This window comes from Vibrio lamellibrachiae, from assembly GCF_050337265.1.
Taxonomy (GTDB): domain Bacteria; phylum Pseudomonadota; class Gammaproteobacteria; order Enterobacterales; family Vibrionaceae; genus Vibrio; species Vibrio kyushuensis.
The window spans coordinates 131,077-153,336 of the sequence record NZ_JAKJSU010000004.1; the positions used below are offsets into that span (position 1 = coordinate 131,077).

Below are 22,260 nucleotides of genomic sequence, written 5' to 3' on the forward strand. Positions count from 1 at the left end.
TCGTTTAAGTACGTAGGTGGCCTTTGCCACGCATGCTAGAAAGTAAAAAGTTCAGCGCTAGAGCAAGTGTTAATAGCACGATACCCAGTGCGACACCTTGGGCAAACGCACCCTTATGACTTTCCATTGCTATTGCTGTCGGTATATTTCGCGTTAAGCCCATAATGTTACCGCCAACCATCATAGAGCAGCCAACTTCAGTGACGATTCTTGAAAACGCAGCGACCACAGCAGCCATTAATGGGAAGCGCAGTTCCCATATGTTTGTAAGAGCCACACGGTAGATTGAGACACCGAGAGTTATGGATGTTTCAATTGATCGACGGTCACTCGACTGTAATGCGCCATGCATCATCGAAACTAAGACAGGGAAACAGATCAACATTTGGCCAATGATCATTGCTCGTTGGCTAAATAGCAGCTGAAAATCGCCTAATGGGCCGGATCGAGAAAGCGTCATATAAAGAAGTAAGCCAATCACAACCGTGGGGATAGCTTGTAGAGTATTGATGATTGAGAGTAAAAACCACTTTCCTCGGAACTCTGTGTACGCTAATACAAAGGAAAATAATAAAGCGGGGATCAACACGACCGAAATTGCAGATAGCGACACACTGAAGGAAACCGCAACGATTTCCCATAATTCTCGGTCTAAGCTCACTAGTAGAGCTAGAGCATCCAACGTCGTTTGCCAAAGACTCATTAATTTTCTGTTCTCATATAGATATCTAACATCGGTTGTTTGTCTTATGTGGTCGTTTTTTGCTTGCTCTTAACTCATTGAATTTTAATGAACTACTGAGCGCTAGCAACAAAAAGCTGCTTACCGTTTAGTTTAAAAGTATTGATGAGTTCTTGCCCTTTAGAGTCAATTAACCAATCACTAAATACTTTAGCGCCCTTATGATTAATACTCGGGTAGCGCTCAGGATTAACGAGAATAACTTGGTATGGATTAAAGAGATTTTTGTCACCTTGGAACAAAAGAGACAAATCGAGGGTATTATTGTAGGCAAGCCATGTTCCTCGATCTGTCATCGTGTATCCCTGCATCTCTGACGCCATGTTTAGTGTTGGCCCCATACCTTGCCCAACTGAGCGGTAACCACCAAAATCTGGTTCAATTTTGCTTTGCTCCCAAAGCCCTTTCTCTTTTTTATGCGTACCAGAGTCGTCACCACGAGAAATAAACGTCGCATTCGCTGAAGCAATCTTACTAAATACTTTGAGTACATCTTTTTCGTTTGTAACTTTAGCTGGATCCGATTCTGGTCCAACAATCACAAAATCGTTGTACATAAGTTTTCTAGGAAGAATACCGAACCCTTGAGAGACAAAATAAGCTTCTGCTTTTGGTGCGTGTGTCATTACCAAATCAACGTCACCATTTTCACCCATTTTTAGTGATTTACCTGTTCCCGCCGCAACAACATCGACTTTATAACCGGTATCTTTTTCAAATTTGGGTAGTAGATAATTAAGCAACCCAGAGTGATAAGTACTGGTTGTCGTCGCCAAGCGAATATGTGGCTGAGCGTCATTAGCAAATGATGAGAAGCTAAACAAACCAACTGATAATGTAACGAAAGCTGAAGTAACCATGTTCATAAAAATACTATTCCGTTAATTGATAAAACATATAGATACAGTGAATTCATAGCATCATTAAGCAAATCGAATGCCAAGTTTTCAATCTATCATAAATCATGGTTTTAGCTTGCTGATAATGTTTTTTCAGCAACTTAGCGGCACAAATAATATGCGGAAGGACAAAATGTCGCACATTCGCAATCGTAGTATGAGCAAAAGTTGGTACACTCTGTCTTAACCTTTGCTCATACTACGAGATCTTCATGTCTGCACTACTTAATCCAGCGACAACTCAAAAATACGATGCCTTTTCCGTTCTAATCGTTGATGATGAAATAGGTATGCAGACTATTTTAAAGAAAGCATTGAGTAAATGGTTTTCTATTGTCGATTGCGCATCTAGCATCGAAGAAGCGGAAGTTAAAAGAACAGAGAATCATTTCGACTTGGTAATATTAGATATCAATTTACCGGGACGCTCAGGGATTGAATGGGAAGAAGTCTTTACTGACCCTGATAAACGCTGTGATGTAATTTTCATGACGGGTTACGCTGACTTAGAAACAGCAATCAGTGCACTCAAACTCGGTGCGAGTGACTTTATATTAAAGCCTTTTAATCTAGAGCAGATGCTGCAAGCCGTACAACGCTGTATGGAGAAGAGATTGGCGGAGCGTATGCATTACGCATTGCGTCGTGACGCTTTACGTCATTGCACAACGGATATTATTGGTAGTTCTGATAAAACCAAACAGTTAAAACGGATGATTGTTCAATTCGCGCCGTCACGCGCTTCAGTATTGATTGAAGGCGAATCAGGTACAGGGAAAGAACTTGTTGCCCGCGGAGTTCACGAAGCGAGCCAGCGTAAGGGGCCGTTTATTCCGATTAACTGTGGGGCTATTGCGCCTGATTTATTGGCTAGTGAGCTTTTTGGTCATACATCTGGTGCATTTACGGGAGCAAAGAAGAGTAAAGAAGGTCTATTTAGAGTCGCAAATGGCGGGACCCTGTTTCTTGATGAAATAGGAGAAATGCCTTTGGCGATGCAAGCTTCGTTACTCCGAGTGCTTGAGCAAAGAACCATTCGCCCAGTCGGAAGCGAAAGAGAAGTCAGCATTGATGTGAGAATTGTAGCGGCGACTAACCGTGATTTAGAAGAAGAAGTTAAAAAAGGGCTTTTTCGTTCAGATCTCTATTATCGCCTCAATGTATTAAAGATTGAAGTCCCATCATTGAAAGATCGAAAAGCGGACCTTAAAGATCTAATCCCATATTTTACGACCATGTTAACCAATGAACTTGGAATGCCTATTCCACAATGGGCACATGAAGATATTTCCGCACTTAATGACTACGATTGGCCGGGTAATATCCGTGAACTCAAAAACCTAATAGAGCGATGCCTATTATTAGACAAGCCGCCAGCCCACTATTGGCGAGAGCTTAATGGCGAGACGATTGCCCCTCATATTTCTATTCAAGTCTCCAGTGGTAATGAACTACCTGAACTGGAAGAACGCAACGTCGTTCAAGGAGAGGGATACCCTGGTTCATGGACACTCAAAGAAGTAGAACGAGCCCATATACTAAAAATAGTTGAGATATACGATGGCAATAAATCGGCTGCAGCTAGGGATTTGGGCGTTGCACGTAAAACATTAGAGAGAAAGTTTAAAGAGTGGTCAATTGAAGGGATCTCTTATGCCGAGTGATTTATCCTTTCTCTCCAAGTGGCGCTTTCGGTTTAAATCAATGGTGCGATACAGGTTGTTAATATTAACGTCTGCCCCTATTTTGTTAATGCTTGTAGCGCTAATTGGGATAACCGTTTATTGGTCTATACATTACACGTGGAATGCGACATTAATTGATGTGTCTGAACGTTTAGGCATTGCCAATAACAGCATTACGCTGCTGCAAAAGAAACAAGCCAACGACATTGATTCTTTAGCTGAATCATATGATTTTAGAGTTCGCCTAAAAACCTTATCGGCTGATGACAAAGCCCTTACAAACACAGCCCTAACAAACAAAGAGCTTAGCTCTTGGGTATCACAACAAAAGCAGCGGTATGGACTTGATTTCCTGACCTTCCATTCAGTCCGGTCCGAACAAAGTGTTTCAATACGCTCAATGGTTGCCTACAGCGAAAATGAAAACCATGCAGTGGAAGCCCAAACATTCTTTGACCGACTAACCGCCGATGAATTGAATTATTTAGATGAACAGCTCCGAGTAGACGCTGAAATTCCATTGGTTAACTCAGAACAAATGCAAAGTGCAGGTTTGGTTAGCCGTACAGTTTTACCTATAAGGGATGAAAATGGCACCATTGTCGGCTACCTCGATGGCGGGCTTCTTCTAAATAACAGCACGATGCTCGTAGACCAAATTCGAGATCTCATTTATCCAGTCGACAACGTTGATAACCGAAGACCCAAAGGGACGGTAACAATATTTCTTGATGAACTTCGGGTAAGTACAAATGTACCGCTTGATAGTAATGACGAACAACGTAGTGGCCGCCGCGCCATAGGCACAAATGTTTCAGGCGAGGTAGAGAAAGCGGTTCTAATCGATGGTAATAAATGGGTGGATCGTGCATTTGTTTATGATGCCTGGTACATCACAGCCTATCAGCCGATTAAAGACAGCAATGATGACATCATTGGTATGCTCTATACCGGTTACCTTATTTGGCCGTTTTTCAAAGAGTATATGACCAATATTGTGGAAGTTAGCATAATGACTTTGCTGATCCTCGTTGGGTCTGGATATGTTGTATATAGAGGTTCTCGGGATCTCTTTCAGCCAATTGAACGTATACACAAAGTAGTCAAACTCATACAGCTTGGTAAAGATAAACGAATTGGTGAGATTGGTTTGGATGAAAAGCATGAATTAGCTCAGCTTGCGAGACAGTTTGATAACATGCTCGACTCACTAGAAAAACGTAAAGAACAAATTGAAGAGTCAGCCATTGAACTAGAATTAAAAGTTCAAAAACGGACGGCAAGCCTTGAAGAGAAAACAGCTCAACTAGAGCACCATATCACGCTACTCAATCAAACCAAGGATAAGCTTGTAACAAATGAAAAGCTCGCCGCACTAGGGGAACTAACTGCGGGTATAGCTCATGAAATTAATAACCCAACTGCGGTTATTCTTGGTAATGCAGAACTGATTAAATTTGAACTGGGTGATAATGCAGCTCAAATTGAAGAAGAGATAAGTTCGATTTTAGAACAGGTTGATAGGATTAGAAACATTACGCGTAGTTTGCTTCAATACAGCCGACAGGGTGGGATTCAAGACGAAATTACATGGGAACATGTGAACCCGATTGTGGAAGAGAGTGTTACGTTAGTAAAAACAGGCTCTAAGAAAAAACAGATTACATTTATCGCCGACCTAAATGCGCATGTTGCCGTTGAAGTAAATCGACATCAGTTTTTACAAGTATTAGTAAACCTTCAAATGAATGCTATTTATTCGATGGAAGGCAAGGGAGAGTTAAGAATATCCACCTATGACTGGTATGAAGACGGCGAACTGAAAGGGGCTGTTATTCACGTAAAAGATCAAGGATGCGGTATTAGCCCTGAGCAGATAAAACGAGTTTTTGACCCTTTTTATACCACCAAAAGAGACGGTACAGGGCTTGGACTATCAGTATCACAAAGTATATTGAGCCAGTCTGGTGGTGAAATCAAAGTGGAATCTGAGCTAGGAAAAGGTAGTCAATTTAGTGTGTACCTACCAAAGCAAGTCGAACACGTTCAATCAGTTTGCGTCGTGTAAATGCATTGTATTGTTGGCTCCGAATTAAATAGATTCAGGCTTTACTCTGCTTATGTTGATACATCAGATGATCGGCTTTTTTGATCATCTCATCGAGGCTGTGTAGCTCATGGTGTTCAAAGGTAATCCCTCCACAACTAACAGATGTTAAGCTTGTAGGATCGTATTTTTGAATCATAGAACGGTAGCTCTTGATAATACGTTCAGAAAGCTCGTTGAGAGATTGATCATAGGGGCGTTCATTTTCTTCATTAATTAGGGTGATGATAATAAATTCGTCACCACCAACTCGCGCTTTAATATCATTTTCACGACAATTCAGTTCCAGTACTTTTGCAAGCGCTGAAATACAATGATCTCCAATTTGGTGACCTAATTGGTCATTGATTGTCTTAAGGTTATCGATATCCAAATACGTTAACCCGAGAACTTGTTTAGACCTCGTCGCGTCTTTGATGCGCTGCTCTCCAAGAATCATTAATCCCCGTCGATTATTTAGACCCGTTAATTCATCGGTTAGTGCTAAGCTTTTTAATTCTTCAAAATCACTGAGCATTTTAAGGTCAGCTGTGATGAGCTGGCAAAACTGCTCTAATAGTTTTAATAATGTTGATGAATATTCACTCGATTTATTGTCAATAACACAGATAGTGCCAAACAAAGAACCGTCAGGCCAATATATGGGCAAGCCACAATAAGAACGCACAGGGCCTTCAACAACGGGAGGGGCGTCGTGCCAGTAGTTGTCCTGCAGCGCGCTATGAACATAGAGCGCTTTATTTGTCTCGACAATTTCTCGGCAAAAACTTTTCATGCCCCAATCCCAACTGTCATTTCGAACGAGATGGTTATCTTCATTGCAACTAGTAACAACGACTTTAAATTCATTATTACGAAATTGGACAATGGAGCCATTCACTGACCCATAAAGCTCAGACATCAAGTCAACACTTTGCTGCCATTTCTCCAAGTCGACAATGGTTTGTGTATCCCCTGACAAAGCGTGTCGTTCGTTCAACATTTGAATACCAAAATATTACTACGAATAATTCTAATTATAGGAGAGCTTGTAGTGTTTGCTCAGTAGTAAAGGGGAGTCGTCAACTTGGTGCGCTAAGAAAAAAGAAGGCTTCATAATTGAAGCCTTTATTAAACTAGCTCTGAGTAAAAGCTATTTTAGGCGGGTTAATACCGTGCTTTTTAAATTCTTTCATTACTCTTAGTGTAATGTCGGTTTCAAAAAGCTTTTCATACCCAGTATCAACAACATAGGCTTTGCAGGTTAATTGAATCGCTAAATAGTTATCTGTAATTGTTTGCTTAACTAGCACGACTACCGGTTTTGGTAGATGAATATAACGGCTTGATGACGCAGCTTCTTGTATTAGATCTCTGGCTAATGAAATATCTTCGTCCATGCCGATGTAGAAGGGGATCACCACCTGCATATCGAGTGCGCCATAATTCCCGCTGACCGTTACTTCATTTAAGAATTTGTTATTTGGAATGGTAATAATATCGTCGTTCAGTGTACGCATACGAACAGAACGCAATCCTATCGTAATTATGTCCCCATAGTTCCCTTCAAATGTGACACGGTCACCTACTTGGAATGGACGGTCAACCATCACTGTCATACCAGCGATGAATGAAGCGGCAAGGTCCTTGAGTGCGAAGCCAACCGAGACCGCAAGTGTTCCTCCTATCAGTGTGAGTATCTGGTCGTTGATTCGAAAGCTCATCATAAAGACCAAAATACCAGCTGACATATAAATGAAGAACTGCAAAAACGATTGTAGTTTTTGTAGCAGCATTCGATATTGAACAAACTGCCCACCAATGCTGACAACCATTGAGTTAATAAATTTAAGCAGTATCCACGTTGCCAAGACCACAATCGCAGACAGAAAAACGCCGCTCCAACGAATCAAGCTTGTAAACTGTGAGATGTTTTCAACATTTGCAATCTCTTCTGTTGCGAAGCTAGAGAAGGATAAAATTGCAGTTATTACAAAAAATAGTATTCGAATCATGTTACTTCACCAGTAAATGTTGACGGTCTAGTACATTGGTAATGTGGCGGAACCAGTGGTCAGAAACTCGGGCTTTGTCTTCGCTCCACTCAATAAACCCTCTACTTTGGAAGTAGCGAAGTGTTCCAATGACTTCAGCAATACTTAGCTGTGTACACTCAGAGAGTTCTTCTGGTGAAGCGACTTCTAGTTGCACGATTGAACGTATCACGGCTAGCATTGGCTTGGGCATAGATTCAAGCTCCAGTGATTGAGGTGCATTGAATAGGCGAACCTTAACCTGATCCGTTTCTTTATCTCGATTAAGTGATAAGCGAAAGAAACGCAATGCAACGGTTGGGTTTCCATCAGAATAATGCCAAAGAATTCGATAAAATCCCTTCTTAGCACGCTCTTCTTCAGTAATATCTTCTTGGTCCCATTGCTTTGGAACAACAAGGCCGTCGAAACTCAGCGGATGTTCTATATCTTGATTGATTCGGCTATCAAGAAGTTGTTGGATTTGTAATTCGTTCCAGCGCGGCATAAACGAAACCCAGTCAAACAGCAATCGTTCCCCTCTGGCTCTATCGACGAATCGCCAACTCGACTTTTCAATAGCCATAACAACACGATGGTTCTTTTTAGATCGTCTCAATAGATTAGTTAGGCGAATCAAACCTGTTAGACCGCCGACCATTGGCTTAACGAGCCTTTGAGCGTTATCTACCGCAATTAAATAAGTGGTATCACTCTTACGTAGAAAGGCAAGAATTTGAATTTCGGTCGCCGTTTCATCTAAACCAAGGCTAAGTGCTAATAGCTCAAGTAGTTCCTTGTATCCTGAGTAAGGGCAGTTTAGATAGAGTGGCTCAGCATTCTTAGCTCGATGTAACACAGAGTTGAGTAGCGTGGTTACGCCGACGCCTCTCTCTCCAGACACAACACAAATTGCAGGACTATCACTCAATAGGTACTTAGACAGTATTTTTAACTCACTTTGAGCATAAGGGATGAGAGTACTGTCGTTATTTCCGGGTAATACATACTTAAAAGTTTGCTCGCCTTTAATTCTAACTAAACTAGTTTGTGAATCACTATTATGAGCTTGCTTCGCAACCTCTATTTTAAATAAATAGGCAAGTGCTTGGCTAAAGAACGTATATTGAGACAAGGCTGAAACTATGCGGTGTTGGAGTGTGTGTATTGTAATCCAAACAATCGCAATAGCTGTTGCTAACATTCCTAATGCAAGTGTGTCTTTATGTTTAATCGCCCAATTAAGCCACACTGGTTTATCTGTTTGTTTAATCACGATCGAAAATACATGGGGTCTCCAAAGACGAAGAACCGAGAGCGTAACCAATATAAACCAGAAGAAAAGGGCACTATAAATCCAGTGATAGATCGTGGCTTCACCAAGTGTACGTAGTGAAATTTGCAATATTACACCGGCAAAGATAGCACTCCAAACGTAACGTTGAGTGCTCGATAAACGTAGCGCAACCATCTCAGGGCTAGAGCTTCGACTGTTTCGGTATACAAACTCCAAAATAAAACTAATCGCAATTGAACCACCGAGTATCCACCAGGTGAAAATTTCTAAGAAAATTAAATGTTCCAAGCTAGGTATACTTGATAGAACCCGTAATGACAGCGTAATGGCAACGAGCCATGCAATTGCTCGTTGTGCTCGGCTTAAATACCATATTGTTCGAATCCAAACGGGAGGAGAGGTCGTTTTGTTTAGCTGAGTCTCACGAAATAGCGTGATAATCCTAGAGCTCTTAGTTAGCCACCAGGTCAATATGCAGTAAATAGCGAAAACCTTTAAAGCGACCCAAATAACAGGAATAGGAGAGATAAATAGATCACTAAAAAACACGCCAAAACTACGAACTTGAAAATAAGCCAAATAATCTAGATTGATTTGGACTAATTGCCACTCTTGCTTAAATTGAGTGACGCCATCGGGCCCAAACCCGATTAGTCTCTCTCTATTATGCTCAGTTGTCAGTGATAAAAGTGCCTGTTTACTCTGACTTAAGCTCTTAAGTGTCAAATATGAAGATTCAGTTTGGCGCCAAAGATCGTCCGTTCTATCTTCTTTATATAAAGTCAGTATTTTGTTGAATTGATGAATATGTTTAGCTTGCTGCTCTACCGTTGCAGTTAGAAGCTGATTAACTTTACGCTGCTCTGTTGATGAAATGAAAAGTAGTTCAGGAAACTGGTTAATTTCATTCGCAATTGATAATGCGGTTTCATCAATAGCTTGTGAAGTGGATAAGTCATAATTCCAGTTAGCATGAGAAGACAATGACACAAGAAACAAAACGAATGTGATAAATCGTAGCAAGAAACGCATATAATTCACTTAAAACTTAGATGGTTAGCTAATAGTGTAGGCACATATTTATTAAATAAGAACAAACACAGTGTTAAAGAAAGCGCGATACTTTAATCGCAAAGGAGACGAATGTCCGGTTCACTTATGAGACACGTCACCTATATTAACAGTACGCTTTCAAAACTAACATTTACAAACACACTCTTTTGAAGAACAACGGTTGCAATTTATGTGATCTAAAGCAAACAACGCTTGCAGTTCTGGTTGTGAACAAGTAACGTTGCGCCGTTTATACAAATTCCATTAAATTAAAGGTAACGGCTTTGATCTCCACAGCGAATATCACACAACAATTTGGCGCTAAGCCACTATTTGAAAACATTTCTGTCAAATTTGGCGAAGGCAACCGCTATGGCCTAATCGGCGCAAATGGTTGTGGTAAATCAACCTTTATGAAAATTCTTAGCGGTGAGCTAGAGCAAACCTCGGGTAACGTTAGCTACGATCCTAACGAACGTGTTGCTAAGCTAAACCAAGACCAGTTTGCTTATGAAGAATTTTCTGTAATTGATACCGTTATCATGGGTTACAAAGAGCTTTGGGAAGTAAAACTAGAGCGTGACCGCATCTATTCTCTTCCTGAAATGAGCGAAGAAGATGGCATGAAGGTGGCTGATCTAGAAGTTCAGTTCGCTGAAATGGACGGCTACATGGCAGAAGCTAAAGCAGGTGAGCTGCTTTTAGCTGTTGGTATCGAAGAGAACTTACACTTTGGATTAATGAGTGAAGTAGCCCCTGGTTGGAAACTTCGTGTTCTATTAGCACAAGTTCTATTTGCTGACCCGCATATCATGCTTCTTGATGAACCAACCAACAACTTGGATATGGATACCATCGCTTGGCTTGAAGAGACGTTAAACCAACGTAACTGCACCATGATCATCATCTCGCATGACCGTCACTTCTTAAACTCTGTATGTACTCATATGGCGGATTTAGATTACGGCGAGCTTAGCCTTTTCCCTGGTAGCTACGATGAATACATGACTGCTGCGACTCAAGCTCGTGAGCGTCTATTAACAGATAACGCAAAGAAGAAAGCACAAATCGCTGAGCTTCAAACTTTCGTTTCTCGTTTCTCTGCGAACGCATCTAAAGCAAAACAAGCCACTTCTCGTGCTAAGCAAATTGATAAGATTCAACTTGCTGAAGTTAAAGCGTCTAGCCGTCAAAGCCCATTCATTCGCTTTGAGCAATCAAAAGAGCTTTTCCGTAACGCACTTGTTGTTGAAAATCTATCTCAAGGCTTTGAAGAAGATCTTTACAGCAAGTTCGATGGTATTTTCGAAGTCGGTGAGCGCGTTGCTATCATTGGTGAGAATGGCGTAGGTAAAACAACACTGCTTAACACCCTAGCAGGTGAATTGGCTCCGCGCACTGGTGAATACAAGTGGTCTGAAAACTCAAACATCGGTTATTACGCTCAAGATCATGCTCATGATTTTGAAGAAGAGATGAACCTGTTTGATTGGATGAGTCAATGGCGTCAAGAAGGTGAAGACGAGCAGGTTGTTCGTGGTTTCCTAGGCCGTATGATCTTTGGTCAAGACGACATCAAGAAATCAGTGAAGGTTATCTCTGGTGGTGAGCAAGGTCGTATGCTTCTTGGTAAAATCATGATGCATAAGCCAAACATCCTATTAATGGATGAACCAACGAACCACATGGATATGGAATCAATTGAAGCATTGAACCTAGCGCTTGAGAATTACAAAGGAACACTGTTCTTCGTCTCTCATGACCGTGTATTTGTTGATTCACTTGCAACACGTATCCTAGAAATCAAAGATGGCAAAATCAACGATTTCCGTGGCACGTACGCAGAGCTTTTAAAATCAAGAGAAGCATAATAGAGTTTGGTTGTTAACTAACCTCTAAATGAAAGGCTCCCTATGGAGCCTTTTTTGATCGCTTTATTATAAATATTAATCAATTAGTTAGTATTTGAATTGACCAACGATACCCTGTAACTTATGACTCACATTAATCACTTCTAGACTTGATTCTCCCGTTTTAGAAACCTGCAATGCTGTGCTTCCTGCAAGATCTGCAATTTGAGTGATGTTCCTATCGATCTCAGCAGACACCATTGACTGCTCTTCAGACGCCGTCGCGATTTGGGCGTTCATGTCGAACACTTCTGAAATTTGATCAACGATCTTTTGAATCGATTCTACCGCTAGCACCGTTTGTTCATTCGATGTATTTACTTGCTCTAGGCTACTTTGCATCGTACTTACCGTTCTATCAACGCCTGACGTCAAACCATTAATTGTCTCTTCAATTTGTTTAGTTGATTCATTTGTTTTCAAAGAGAGCTGTCTTACTTCATCAGCAACGACCGCAAAACCTCGGCCATTCTCTCCGGCACGTGCCGCTTCTATCGCAGCATTTAGAGCGAGTAAGTTGGTCTGCTCTGCAATACTGGTTATGGTTGAGATAACCGTCTTTATTTCGTGGCTATGAACTGACAACTCATTCACTAGTAGCTGCGAGTTCGATATATTGCTCGCGAGTGCTTGTATACTTTCTCCTGCAATGTGTGTGACCTGCATACTTTTTTCCGCTTCCGTTTTTACTCGAAGCGCGTTATCTGCAGCACTCTCAATATTTGCCGTGATCTCGTTGCTTGTCATCACCAACTCATTCACTGCGGTCGCAACCAATTCTGATTCTATTTTTTGTTGTTCCGCATTAGTCATACTCTTATTGGCGGCTTTTTCTGACGTTGAAGCGCAATCAGAAAGGGTGTGCATGACGGAGGCAATGTCAGCGATATTTTTGTGCAACTTGGCAACAAAGACATCGAATGAATTGGCTAGCTGAGCCAGTTCGTCATTGCCCTGGGCATTCATTCTTACTGTTAGATCGCCATTACCTTCGGATATATCTTTCATCAGCTCAGTGATCTTTCCAATTCTCCTAGTGATGCTTTTACCTATAAGAAGCAGCATAGAAGAGACAATGAGTGCGATGCTCAAACCAATCGCTTGTAATTTAAAAGTAACTTCGGCTGTGGCAACTTGGTTAATTTCTGTTATTTGGTCCTGTAACGTATGGATAGCTTCTTCAGTACGATGAACGTTACTTCGTAATGCGCCTTGCAACCCTGTGTCAGCACTTAACCCAATAGTGACGTAACCATCAGTTAACGCGACAACCGCTTCTTTGTAGCGATTAACGCCTTCATGAATGAAGCTATATCGCTGGGACAAATTGGAAAAGCGTTTGAGTTCTGAAAGTAGGGCATTTAAAGACTCGGTATTCGGGTTTTCAGAGAAATGAAGATTTTGATTAAGCAGTAGTGAGTAGGCGGCTTGTAATTCGGCATCACCAAGAAGATTAATATCTGCTGTAAGCTGGTGACGCGATTTAATTACCTCAGAGGTGAGTCCCGTTTCGTCTTTTGACCCTAAGGTAAGCAATTGCGCTGCAAGTTGGTGAAACTGTTGCTGATAAAGTGTCAGTGTTTCAAGCGAAAGCGTTACTGGTTTGATGATTTGAGCACTTTGATCGTCAAGTAACGACTGAATATTGCGAATTCGGTCTTGAAGCGTGGTGACCGTTTTGTCAAAACGTTCAAGGTACTTTGGGGTTTGACGAGCCAAAAAGTCCTTTTCATGCCTTCTCAGTGTCAGTAGGTCAACCTCGCTGCTTTGATTTTCGTGGTCTGCTAGTCGTAATTGATCGAGCTGATTGAAGCTATATTGCTCATAGAGAGCATACGTTGAAATACCAATAAGTAAGAAAAATGTAATTAAGATTAACTGAGCTCGAATCGAGAGAGACAGCATTAAACGGGTAACAATAGGTTGCCTAGCCATAGATAACTCCTGGTGAACTGACGTTTGATGCCACTCAAATATTATGTTTTTATGACGGTTTTGTTACAGTGGCTTTTAAACTAATAGCACCAAATTTCACCTATGCAAGGTGATGAGTAATTAATACTTCGGATACTGAACTAATCGCTAATAATTCCCATTATTGTGACGAAGTGAATGTATAGGCATCTAGTACTGATAAGGCTGAAATTAAAAAGGGAGGCTCAATAGCCTCCCTTTGTATACTTTAATAAAATGACGTTACTCGTCTTTCAAATGACCTTTTACGTCAAACTCTATCTTGTCGGCTCCGGTAAAGACTTGAAAGCGTAAACCTTTCGCACGGGCAATAGTGGTAATGCCGAATTTCTGAGCAAGATCTAACCCCATTTGGGTGACGCCCGATCTTGAAAGTAACGTTGGTATACCCATCTGAGCAACCTTAATGACCATTTCAGAAGTTAGACGACCCGTTGTATAGAAAATTTTATCTTCACCTGTTTGCTGGTTAAGCCACAGCTCTCCGGCCAACGTATCAACCGCGTTATGTCTACCTACATCTTCTACAAAGGAGAGTACCTCATTGGCATTACACACAGCGCAGCCATGGACGGCCCCTGCTTTTTTGTAAGTATCGTTATAATGAGTTAACGCTTCTAGTGCAGAATAGATCTCAGACTGCTTAATGGAAACTTGAGGAACCTTATAATCCTCTAGTTGCTTCATCACGTTGCCATACATGGTGCCTTGACCACACCCTGAAGTAACCGTTTTTTTCTTTAGTGCTTTATCAAGATGATCGGTATTTTCTTTAGTGATGACGGCCGCGCTGTAAGTTTCCCAGTCGATAATGATGGATTCAATGGCTTCAGGATCAGACAGAAAGCTTTGGTTTTTTAAATAGCCCAACACCAATGACTCAGGACGAGAGCCAAGCGTCATTAAGGTAACGATTTCTTTCCAGTTAAGCATAACGGTAAGAGGACGCTCGCATGCAATCTGCTTTACAAGCTTCTCACCGTATTCATCGAATACTTCAACTTCCATTGTCTGCAATGGGTTTTCTGTTGTTTTTATAATTTTAGGCTTAACCACACTAAGTTCCTGTTTGTTGAAATTTGATAACTGGCGTAATTATTGCTTTTATCATGCCAAGAATACAATAATAAACAGGTTAACTGTAAATAGGTGAGCTATGTCTAACAACCTTAACGACGTAATAGAATTAGCAAAGAGTGAAAACGTATGGCCATTGAATTGTCATTTAGCCTTGCATGAGATCACCACAGGGGCTTGGTCTACTACACAGTGGCAATTAAAAGGTATTGAGTTAACGAAGCAAACCGAAAGTGAAGGAACAGGCGAAGATATAACGCTAAGTGCTATTTTAGAGTTGTTTAAAGATGAGCGTACAGACTATCGATTTAACTTGAGTTCCAAGCAGCCCAAACTGTTTCTGGTATTGGATGACGTAGACGAAACATCTTTGCAATCCATCGTTACCATTACTGCCTCACAAGGTGTTGCTGGCCAATACATGGACGGGGATTACCTTGTTCTGTCTTGTGACATGCCTTTAGCAGTACAAGCGTGGATGGAGGCTTACATCGGTAGACATGGCGAACTCATCGAACAGCGACGTAAGAAACGTAAAGGAGCGGGGCGAGCCAGTGGCAACTAATTTCATTTCAAGGTGGTCAAAGAGAAAACTCAGCGAAGAAGAGCGAGAGTCACCACTAAATAGTGATGGAGTTAGTACACAACCCACTTCACTAGCAACTGAACACACCGTTGATGAAGCCGATAATGTCTGTGTTCAATCAACAGAGTTAGATGTTTTAGAAGAGCCTACAGATAACATAGAACCGTTAGAAGACGGTGCCTTGTCAGAGAGTGAGCCTTCGATTTCCGCTATGCTTCTCAGTGATGTTGACCCTCTAATAAAAAAAGCCGCATTAAGAAAGCTCTTTATGTCTGAGGAATTTAATCAGGTTGACGCACTAAATGATTATGACCATGACTACAGTTCGGTAAAAAGCCTAACAAGTGAAGTCGCACAATCGCTGAGAGAGTGGGTAAATGATTCTGAAGCACCGTGTAGCAGTGAGTCATCAGAGGTGGGTGAACCCACAATAGAAGAAGAGCTTTGTTCTACCCATCCTGAACAGCTAGATGGTAACGAGTCGATTGAGCCCGAGGAATTAGAGCAAACAAGTGAACTCGATCTATCGTCGACACAAAACGAAACGGACGACGAATCTAACCTAGAAAGTCACTCCGTTTCAAAAGGTGCCCACACCACAGATAATAACCCTACATAAATAGGTACAATTTGTACCGTATCGTAGAATAAAGACTGGGACATTATGTCCCACCTTCATTGGGATATGATACAAAGCCCTCAATAAATTGTTAAATCACTGATATTTATTGATAAAATAGTTGGAATGTAAATTGCAATGCAGTGCATGTGACTACCTGTTCTCACATGGAACTGAGCAATGTTAAAACAATTATTACAACAATCCATATCGACCAATGGTAAAGCTCGTAGCTATGCTATTGAAAATACCGTTGAATTAACCAATCTAATTCCGCCTACCGTTAGTTATGAAAGTGGTGGGCATACGCTCATCCTTGGCCCAACAGAAATTATACAGTCCACCGCTAAGCAGCTGAGTAGTATGGCGTCGGTGACGCTATTGTCTACTGATGGTGAGAAGGGGAAGTCCGATGACATTTACTTTTCACGGTCTGTTGAGATCTCTGGCTTTCTAGGGGCTTTCCAAGTCAGCATTACTTTGGACTCCAACCTTTTTAGTAGCAATCTTGCTGAAATTGCGGTCAACCAAGACTGTTTTGACATTATTCTGGATCTTTCGCTAACGGGGGTTATGAAAGAAGAAGTTCCCGTACCCGGTTATTACCCCGTCGGACGTGGCTATCCAACGATGCAAGAGGCATTAACCGAAATCCCTACGCTTATGGGAACCTTTGATAAACCCAAATACTTCCGACTTGATACCGATTTGTGTGCCCATAGTTCACGCGGTGTGAAAGGGTGTGACCGATGTGTAGATGCATGTCCAGCTGGCGCATTACAAAGTAAAGGTAGCGACAAAACAGGTTACAACATCGAGATTAACCCTTATTTATGTCAGGGTGTCGGAACATGTGCAACATCCTGTCCGACAGAAGCCATCCGTTACGCATTACCAAATCCAGAAGATACCCAAAAGTTCGTTGAACGAACCCTAGCTAACTATCAGAAAGCGGGCGGGACTACGCCAATCGTTCTATTTTGTAGTGAACGCCACGAAGCCTATACGTTAATGGCACTTAAAGCGTTACCTGACAATGTTCTACCTATTGTGGTCGAAGAGCTACCCTCTGTCGGTATTGATACTTGGTTCACAGCACTGGTTAATGGCGCAACTCAGGTTCTATTTGCTGCGAGTCGACATATGCCTCAAACCATACTTCGAGTTCTAACCAAAGAAGTGGCGATGGCTCAATCATTATTAGAGCCTCTGGGCATTGAAAGCAGCTGTATTGACATCCTTTACTTGGAATCTCTGCGAGATGAAAAGCCAACTCTACTAACTGAGAAACTTATCCCTGCAATAGGTGAGCTTTCAGGATCAAAACGAGCCCGTCTATTTCAATCACTGGATGCGCTAGCGGTCGATCGTAATCCAGCAGAATCGGTTACCGTTTTACCGAGTAGTGCTCCTTACGGAAGCATCAATTGTGAAACAAAGGATTGCACACTGTGCATGGCGTGCGTAGCAGTCTGTCCTACTCGAGCACTACATCATGATGGTGATAGCCCGTCACTTAATTTTGTCGAGCAAGACTGCATTCAATGTGGCATGTGTGAAAAAGCGTGTCCTGAATCGGCATTATCTCTTGCACCACAAATCAATTGGGATCGAGCGTCACGTATTCAGCCTCGTGTTCTTCATCATGAAAAACCAGCCGAGTGTTTACGCTGTCAAAAACCATTTGCTCCACAGTCTATGATAACAATGCTGCAAGATAAGTTACGCGGTCACTCTCAATTCTCTGATGAGGCATCAATCAATCGTATTGCTATGTGTGAAGACTGCCGTGTCCGTGATGTGTTTGAAGTCATGGCAGACGACCCAACTAAACAATTGAAATATTAGGAGAACGCTTTGGATAACCAATATCAAACCCTGCGTGCTGATATCTATCTGCTACTTTCAACACTATTTCGTCAGCCGCCAACTGCAGAGCTGATTGAATTTCTGTCGACGATAGAAATAGAAGCAGAAGACAGCATCATGCAACAAGCTTGGCTTGCGATTAAACAGGCAGCCAATGCAGTAAATATCGAAGCGGTAAGCGAAGAGTATCAGGATCTTTTTATCGGAATAGGCCGGGGTGAAGTTGTTTTATTTGGTTCATGGCACATGACTGGCTCATTAATGGAAAAGCCGTTAGCAATACTTCGACATGATCTTCAAGTACTGGGCTTAGAGCGTGATGAGACAGTTAAAGAGCCCGAAGATCACATTTCAGCATTGTGTGAAGTAATGGCGGTATTAACTCAAGAAGATGAAAGCCAACAACAGGCCTTTTTTAATACGCATTTAGCACCTTGGTATTTGTCATTTAGTGAGCAAATCAACCAAGCCAAGCATGCGCAGTTCTATTTAAAAGCCGCGCAATTACTAGAGGCATTTCTGCACATTGAACAAGTTAGATTTAGCCAAAAAATTGCAGGTGCGAAAAGTAAGTTAAGCATCAACGTAAATAACATCAGTAACTCACTTTAATTCAGCGGATAACTCAACAGGTAACTAAACGTAAAGTATGCGGTGATTAACAAAGAGACGCTAAAGCGTTCACCCGCATCTATCTAGGTTAAGCACGTAAGGAAGCAATGGATGAATAACAAAAGCAAAACAGAGAAAGACACGGTCGATACCAGTCGTCGAGATCTGATAAAAGGCATGACAACAGCAGCCGTAGTAGGCGCAGTGGTAGCAGGAACAAGTACAGCAGCCTCTGCTAAAGAAGAAGTTATTACAGAGCCTCAAAGTACAACTGATGGTTATCACGAGACTCAACACATTCGCGATTACTACGATTCACTATAGGAGCCAAACTAATGAAACTAACAAAGCGCTCCGATAGCGTAACGAAAAAAGAGAATCAATTTGGCGTCAGTCGTCGGGCTTTCATGAAGAACTCTACACTCGCGGCTGGTGGAGCAGTTGCTGGTGCATCACTTTTTGTTCCGGGAATGATGAAAAAAGCCGAAGCGAAATCTGTTGATCCTGAAGCTAAAACCGAAATCAAACGTACTATATGTTCTCACTGTTCAGTAGGCTGTGGTATCTATGCCGAGGTTCAAAATGGCGTTTGGACAGGGCAAGAACCCGCTTTTGACCATCCGTTTAACCTTGGTGGTCACTGTGCCAAAGGTGCCGCCTTACGTGAGCATGGTCATGGCGAACGTCGTCTAAAATACCCAATGAAGCTTGAAAATGGTAAATGGAAGAAGCTTTCTTGGGATCAAGCGATTGAAGAAATCGGAAACAAGACGCTAGAGATCCGCAAAGAGTCTGGTCCGGATTCAATTTATTGGTTAGGTAGTGCCAAGCATAATAACGAACAAGCGTATATGTTCCGTAAAATGGCATCGTTATGGGGAACTAATAACGTTGACCACCAAGCACGTATTTGTCACTCAACCACAGTAGCCGGTGTAGCAAACACGTGGGGCTACGGTGCGATGACCAACTCCTTTAATGACATGCATAACTGTAAGTCGATGCTTTTCATCGGTTCAAACCCCGCGGAAGCTCACCCAGTCGCAATGCAACACATCTTAATCGCAAAAGAGAAGAACAACTGTAAGATTGTGGTCGCGGATCCTCGTCGCACTCGTACTGCTGCAAAAGCAGACCATTATGTTTCACTTCGTCCGGGCTCTGATGTTGCTTTCATTTGGGGCGTGTTGTGGCACGTATTCGAAAACAAATGGGAAGATAAAGAGTTCATTCGCCAACGTGTCTTTGGAATGGAAGAGGTTCAAGAAGAAGTTGCTAAGTGGACACCTGAAGAAGTTGAACGTGTAACCGGTATTTCTGAAGAAGAAGTTTACCAAACCGCCAAACTCTTATCTGAAAACCGTCCGGGCTGTGTGGTTTGGTGTATGGGTGGTACTCAACATACGACGGGCAACAACAACACTCGTGCATACTGCATTCTAGAGCTTGCACTTGGCAATATGGGCAAGTCAGGAGGTGGTGCTAACATTTTCCGTGGTCACGATAACGTACAAGGTGCAACGGATCTGGGTGTGCTTTCTCATACACTACCTGGCTACTACGGTTTGGCTGATGGCTCTTGGAAACACTGGGCTGGTATTTGGGATCTTGATCATCAATGGGTCAAAGATCGTTTCGATCAGAATAAGTATCGCGGCAAGTTACCGATGAACAATATGGGTATTCCCGTATCCCGTTGGATTGATGGTGTACTTGAAGATAAAAGTAACATTGAGCAAAACGATAACATTCGTGCCATGTTCTACTGGGGGCACGCAGTAAACTCGCAAACTCGTGGTGTTGAAATGAAAACCGCAATGCAGAAGCTCGACATGATGGTCATTGTTGATCCATATCCAACCGTTGCGGCCGTAATGAATGACCGTACTGATGGCGTTTATCTACTACCTGCTACAACTCAATTCGAAACAACAGGATCGGTTACCGCATCTAATCGTTCACTCCAGTGGCGAGAGCAAGTGATCCCACCGCTATTTGAATCTAAACCGGATCACGAAATCATGTTCTTGCTCAGCAAGAAGCTTGGTTTTTCAGATCAATTGTTCAAGCACATCAAAGTTGAAAACAACCAACCTGTTATTGAAGATATAACCCGTGAATTTAATAAAGGGATGTGGACTATCGGTTACACAGGACAAAGCCCTGAACGTATCAAAGCGCATACGATGAACTGGCACACGTTCCATAAAACGTCATTGGAAGCAGAAGGTGGCCCTGTTCACGGGGAAACCTACGGTCTACCTTGGCCGTGTTGGGGTACGCCTGAAATGAAACACCCAGGCACTCATATTCTTTACGATACATCAAAACCGGTTGCACAAGGTGGAGGTAACTTTAGAGCGCGTTTTGGCGTTGAGTTTGAAGGAAAAAGCTTGCTTGCTGAAGACAGCTACTCGAAAGATTGCGAGCTGCAAGATGGTTACCCTGAGTTTAGCGATAAGCTATTGAAACAACTTGGCTGGTGGGATGATCTTACCGAAACAGAAAAAGCCGCTGCTGAAGGTAAAAACTGGAAAACGGATGTATCTGGTGGAATTCAACGCGTAGCAATAAAGCACGGTTGTATGCCGTTTGGTAATGCGAAAGCGCGTGCCATTGTATGGACGTTCCCAGATCGAGTACCTCTACACAGAGAGCCTCTCTACACACCAAGACGTGACCTTGTCACTGATTATCCGACTTGGGATGACAGTGAATCAATCTATCGTCTACCAACAATGTACAAATCAATTCAAGATCAAGATAAGTCAAAAGAGTACCCAATCATTCTAACTTCTGGTCGTTTGGTTGAGTACGAAGGTGGCGGTGAAGAGACACGTTCTAACCCTTGGCTTGCTGAGCTTCAACAAGAGATGTTTGTAGAAGTTAACCCGAAAGATGCTAACGATCTTGGCTTTAAAGACGGTGATATGGTTTGGGTAGAAGGCGCAGAAAAAGGGCGTATACATGTTAAAGCCATGGTCACACGCCGAGTTAAACCGGGGCTTGCGTTTATTCCGTTCCACTTTGGTGGAAAATTCCAAGGTGAAGATTTACGGGACAAGTACCCAGAAGGCACTGACCCATACGTAATTGGAGAATCAGCTAACATTGCGACCACATACGGTTATGACCCTGTGACGCAAATGCAGGAAACTAAAGTGACTCTTTGTAACATTCGTAAAGCTTAGGAGTAATAAAGATGGCTAATATGAAATTCCTTTGTGACACCAAGCGCTGCATCGAATGTAATGGTTGTGTCACTGCGTGTAAAAATGAAAATGATGATGCTTTAGAGTGGGGAATCCAACGTCGCCGCGTTGTTACCTTGAATGACGGTGAACCGGGTGAAAACTCTATCTCTGTCGCGTGTATGCATTGTACTGATGCACCTTGTATGGCGGTATGCCCGGCAGACTGTTTTGAAAGAACTGAAGATGGGGTTGTTTTACACAATAAAGATCTCTGTATTGGTTGTGGATACTGTCTGTTTGCTTGCCCATTTGGCGCTCCACAATTTCCTAAACAGAGTGCGTTTGGTGAACGTGGCAAGATGGACAAATGTACTTTCTGCGCAGGCGGGCCAGAAACCGAAAGTGGTTCAGAAGAAGAGCGTCAGAAATACGGTGCAAACCGTATCGCTGAAGGAAAGCTACCTATGTGTGCGTCTCTTTGTTCCACCAAAGCGCTGATTGCAGGTGATGCTAACAAAGTCTCTGAGATCTTCCGTCAACGTGTCGTAGAGCGTGGTGCGAAAGACGCAGGTTGGACAAACGGCGAAGACCTAGCGTTTGATGCGACTAAAAGCTAAAAATGGA

Annotated in this window: 17 protein-coding genes; 10 read left to right on the forward strand and 7 right to left on the reverse strand. The window is 42.3% G+C overall.

Going from position 1 to position 22,260, the window contains the following annotated elements:
* Positions 1-4: 4 nt before the first annotated feature.
* A complete protein-coding gene (locus L4C54_RS00800) occupies positions 5-703 on the reverse strand; it encodes an ABC transporter permease (protein WP_428806702.1) in 699 nt (232 codons plus the stop codon).
* Positions 704-795: 92 nt separating this feature from the next.
* A complete protein-coding gene (locus tag L4C54_RS00805; RefSeq protein WP_428806703.1) occupies positions 796-1,608 on the reverse strand; it encodes an ABC transporter substrate-binding protein in 813 nt (270 codons plus the stop codon).
* A gap of 245 nt (positions 1,609-1,853) precedes the next feature.
* Between L4C54_RS00805 and L4C54_RS00810 the strand changes: the two genes are divergently transcribed.
* Together L4C54_RS00810 and L4C54_RS00815 are read left to right on the forward strand one after the other, a co-directional pair.
* Positions 1,854-3,305 (forward strand): sigma-54-dependent transcriptional regulator, encoded by a 1,452-nt coding sequence (locus L4C54_RS00810; protein ID WP_428806704.1) that lies wholly within the window; start codon positions 1,854-1,856, stop codon positions 3,303-3,305.
* Positions 3,306-3,345: 40 nt separating this feature from the next.
* Positions 3,346-5,394: a sensor histidine kinase gene (locus tag L4C54_RS00815; protein ID WP_428807380.1), complete on the forward strand. Its 2,049-nt coding sequence runs from the start codon at positions 3,346-3,348 to the stop codon at positions 5,392-5,394.
* A 34-nt stretch (positions 5,395-5,428) separates the two neighbouring features.
* On the opposite strand, the gene L4C54_RS00820 is transcribed toward L4C54_RS00815, so the two are convergent.
* From L4C54_RS00820 to L4C54_RS00830, 3 genes are all read right to left on the reverse strand, one after another.
* The gene (locus tag L4C54_RS00820) at positions 5,429-6,415 is read right to left on the reverse strand and encodes a sensor domain-containing diguanylate cyclase (RefSeq protein WP_428806705.1); all 987 of its coding nucleotides are present in this window, start codon (positions 6,413-6,415) and stop codon (positions 5,429-5,431) included.
* Between the two features lie 133 nt (positions 6,416-6,548).
* Positions 6,549-7,427, reverse strand: a complete 879-nt coding sequence (locus L4C54_RS00825) for a mechanosensitive ion channel family protein (RefSeq protein ID WP_428806706.1) — start codon at positions 7,425-7,427, stop codon at positions 6,549-6,551.
* Between the two features lies 1 nt (position 7,428).
* Positions 7,429-9,774 carry an AAA family ATPase gene (locus L4C54_RS00830; RefSeq protein WP_428806707.1) on the reverse strand — a complete coding sequence of 782 codons (2,346 nt, stop codon included), beginning with the start codon at positions 9,772-9,774 and terminating at the stop codon, positions 7,429-7,431.
* A gap of 305 nt (positions 9,775-10,079) precedes the next feature.
* Between L4C54_RS00830 and L4C54_RS00835 the strand changes: the two genes are divergently transcribed.
* Positions 10,080-11,666, forward strand: a complete 1,587-nt coding sequence (locus tag L4C54_RS00835; protein WP_428802028.1) for an ABC-F family ATPase — start codon at positions 10,080-10,082, stop codon at positions 11,664-11,666.
* An 87-nt stretch (positions 11,667-11,753) separates the two neighbouring features.
* On the opposite strand, the gene L4C54_RS00840 is transcribed toward L4C54_RS00835, so the two are convergent.
* A complete protein-coding gene (locus L4C54_RS00840) occupies positions 11,754-13,640 on the reverse strand; it encodes a methyl-accepting chemotaxis protein (RefSeq protein ID WP_428806708.1) in 1,887 nt (628 codons plus the stop codon).
* A gap of 261 nt (positions 13,641-13,901) precedes the next feature.
* Positions 13,902-14,735 carry a formate dehydrogenase accessory sulfurtransferase FdhD gene (locus L4C54_RS00845; RefSeq protein WP_428802026.1) on the reverse strand — a complete coding sequence of 278 codons (834 nt, stop codon included), beginning with the start codon at positions 14,733-14,735 and terminating at the stop codon, positions 13,902-13,904.
* A 100-nt stretch (positions 14,736-14,835) separates the two neighbouring features.
* On the opposite strand from L4C54_RS00845, the gene L4C54_RS00850 reads away from it, so the two are divergent.
* From L4C54_RS00850 to fdh3B, 7 genes are all read left to right on the forward strand, one after another.
* Positions 14,836-15,321, forward strand: a complete 486-nt coding sequence (locus L4C54_RS00850; protein WP_428806709.1) for a DUF3305 domain-containing protein — start codon at positions 14,836-14,838, stop codon at positions 15,319-15,321.
* The gene (locus tag L4C54_RS00855; RefSeq protein WP_428806710.1) at positions 15,311-15,961 is read left to right on the forward strand and encodes a DUF3306 domain-containing protein; all 651 of its coding nucleotides are present in this window, start codon (positions 15,311-15,313) and stop codon (positions 15,959-15,961) included. The genes L4C54_RS00850 and L4C54_RS00855 overlap by 11 nt, the downstream gene beginning before the upstream one ends.
* A 180-nt stretch (positions 15,962-16,141) precedes the next feature.
* Positions 16,142-17,809, forward strand: coding sequence for a 4Fe-4S binding protein (locus L4C54_RS00860; RefSeq protein WP_428806711.1), 1,668 nt, complete (start codon positions 16,142-16,144; stop codon positions 17,807-17,809).
* Between the two features lie 9 nt (positions 17,810-17,818).
* Entirely contained in the window at positions 17,819-18,442 is a 624-nt protein-coding gene (locus tag L4C54_RS00865; protein WP_428806712.1) for a TorD/DmsD family molecular chaperone, read from the forward strand.
* 111 nt (positions 18,443-18,553) lie between these two features.
* Entirely contained in the window at positions 18,554-18,766 is a 213-nt protein-coding gene (locus L4C54_RS00870) for a twin-arginine translocation signal domain-containing protein (RefSeq protein ID WP_428806713.1), read from the forward strand.
* An 11-nt stretch (positions 18,767-18,777) separates the two neighbouring features.
* Positions 18,778-21,633, forward strand: coding sequence for a formate dehydrogenase subunit alpha (locus L4C54_RS00875; protein WP_428806714.1), 2,856 nt, complete (start codon positions 18,778-18,780; stop codon positions 21,631-21,633).
* An 11-nt stretch (positions 21,634-21,644) separates the two neighbouring features.
* Positions 21,645-22,253: a formate dehydrogenase FDH3 subunit beta gene (gene fdh3B, locus L4C54_RS00880; RefSeq protein WP_428802019.1), complete on the forward strand. Its 609-nt coding sequence runs from the start codon at positions 21,645-21,647 to the stop codon at positions 22,251-22,253.
* Positions 22,254-22,260: the final 7 nt, after the last annotated feature.

Coding starts and splice junctions, on each gene's coding strand:
- L4C54_RS00800 (WP_428806702.1), bottom strand. CDS start 703: ATGAGTCTTTGGCAAACGACGTTGGATGCTCTAGCTCTACTAGTGAGC.
- L4C54_RS00805 (WP_428806703.1), bottom strand. CDS start 1,608: ATGAACATGGTTACTTCAGCTTTCGTTACATTATCAGTTGGTTTGTTT.
- L4C54_RS00810 (WP_428806704.1), top strand. CDS start 1,854: ATGTCTGCACTACTTAATCCAGCGACAACTCAAAAATACGATGCCTTT.
- L4C54_RS00815 (WP_428807380.1), top strand. CDS start 3,346: ATGGTGCGATACAGGTTGTTAATATTAACGTCTGCCCCTATTTTGTTA.
- L4C54_RS00820 (WP_428806705.1), bottom strand. CDS start 6,415: ATGTTGAACGAACGACACGCTTTGTCAGGGGATACACAAACCATTGTC.
- L4C54_RS00825 (WP_428806706.1), bottom strand. CDS start 7,427: ATGATTCGAATACTATTTTTTGTAATAACTGCAATTTTATCCTTCTCT.
- L4C54_RS00830 (WP_428806707.1), bottom strand. CDS start 9,774: ATGCGTTTCTTGCTACGATTTATCACATTCGTTTTGTTTCTTGTGTCA.
- L4C54_RS00840 (WP_428806708.1), bottom strand. CDS start 13,640: ATGGCTAGGCAACCTATTGTTACCCGTTTAATGCTGTCTCTCTCGATT.
- L4C54_RS00850 (WP_428806709.1), top strand. CDS start 14,836: ATGTCTAACAACCTTAACGACGTAATAGAATTAGCAAAGAGTGAAAAC.
- L4C54_RS00860 (WP_428806711.1), top strand. CDS start 16,142: ATGTTAAAACAATTATTACAACAATCCATATCGACCAATGGTAAAGCT.
- L4C54_RS00870 (WP_428806713.1), top strand. CDS start 18,554: ATGAATAACAAAAGCAAAACAGAGAAAGACACGGTCGATACCAGTCGT.
- L4C54_RS00875 (WP_428806714.1), top strand. CDS start 18,778: ATGAAACTAACAAAGCGCTCCGATAGCGTAACGAAAAAAGAGAATCAA.
- fdh3B (WP_428802019.1), top strand. CDS start 21,645: ATGGCTAATATGAAATTCCTTTGTGACACCAAGCGCTGCATCGAATGT.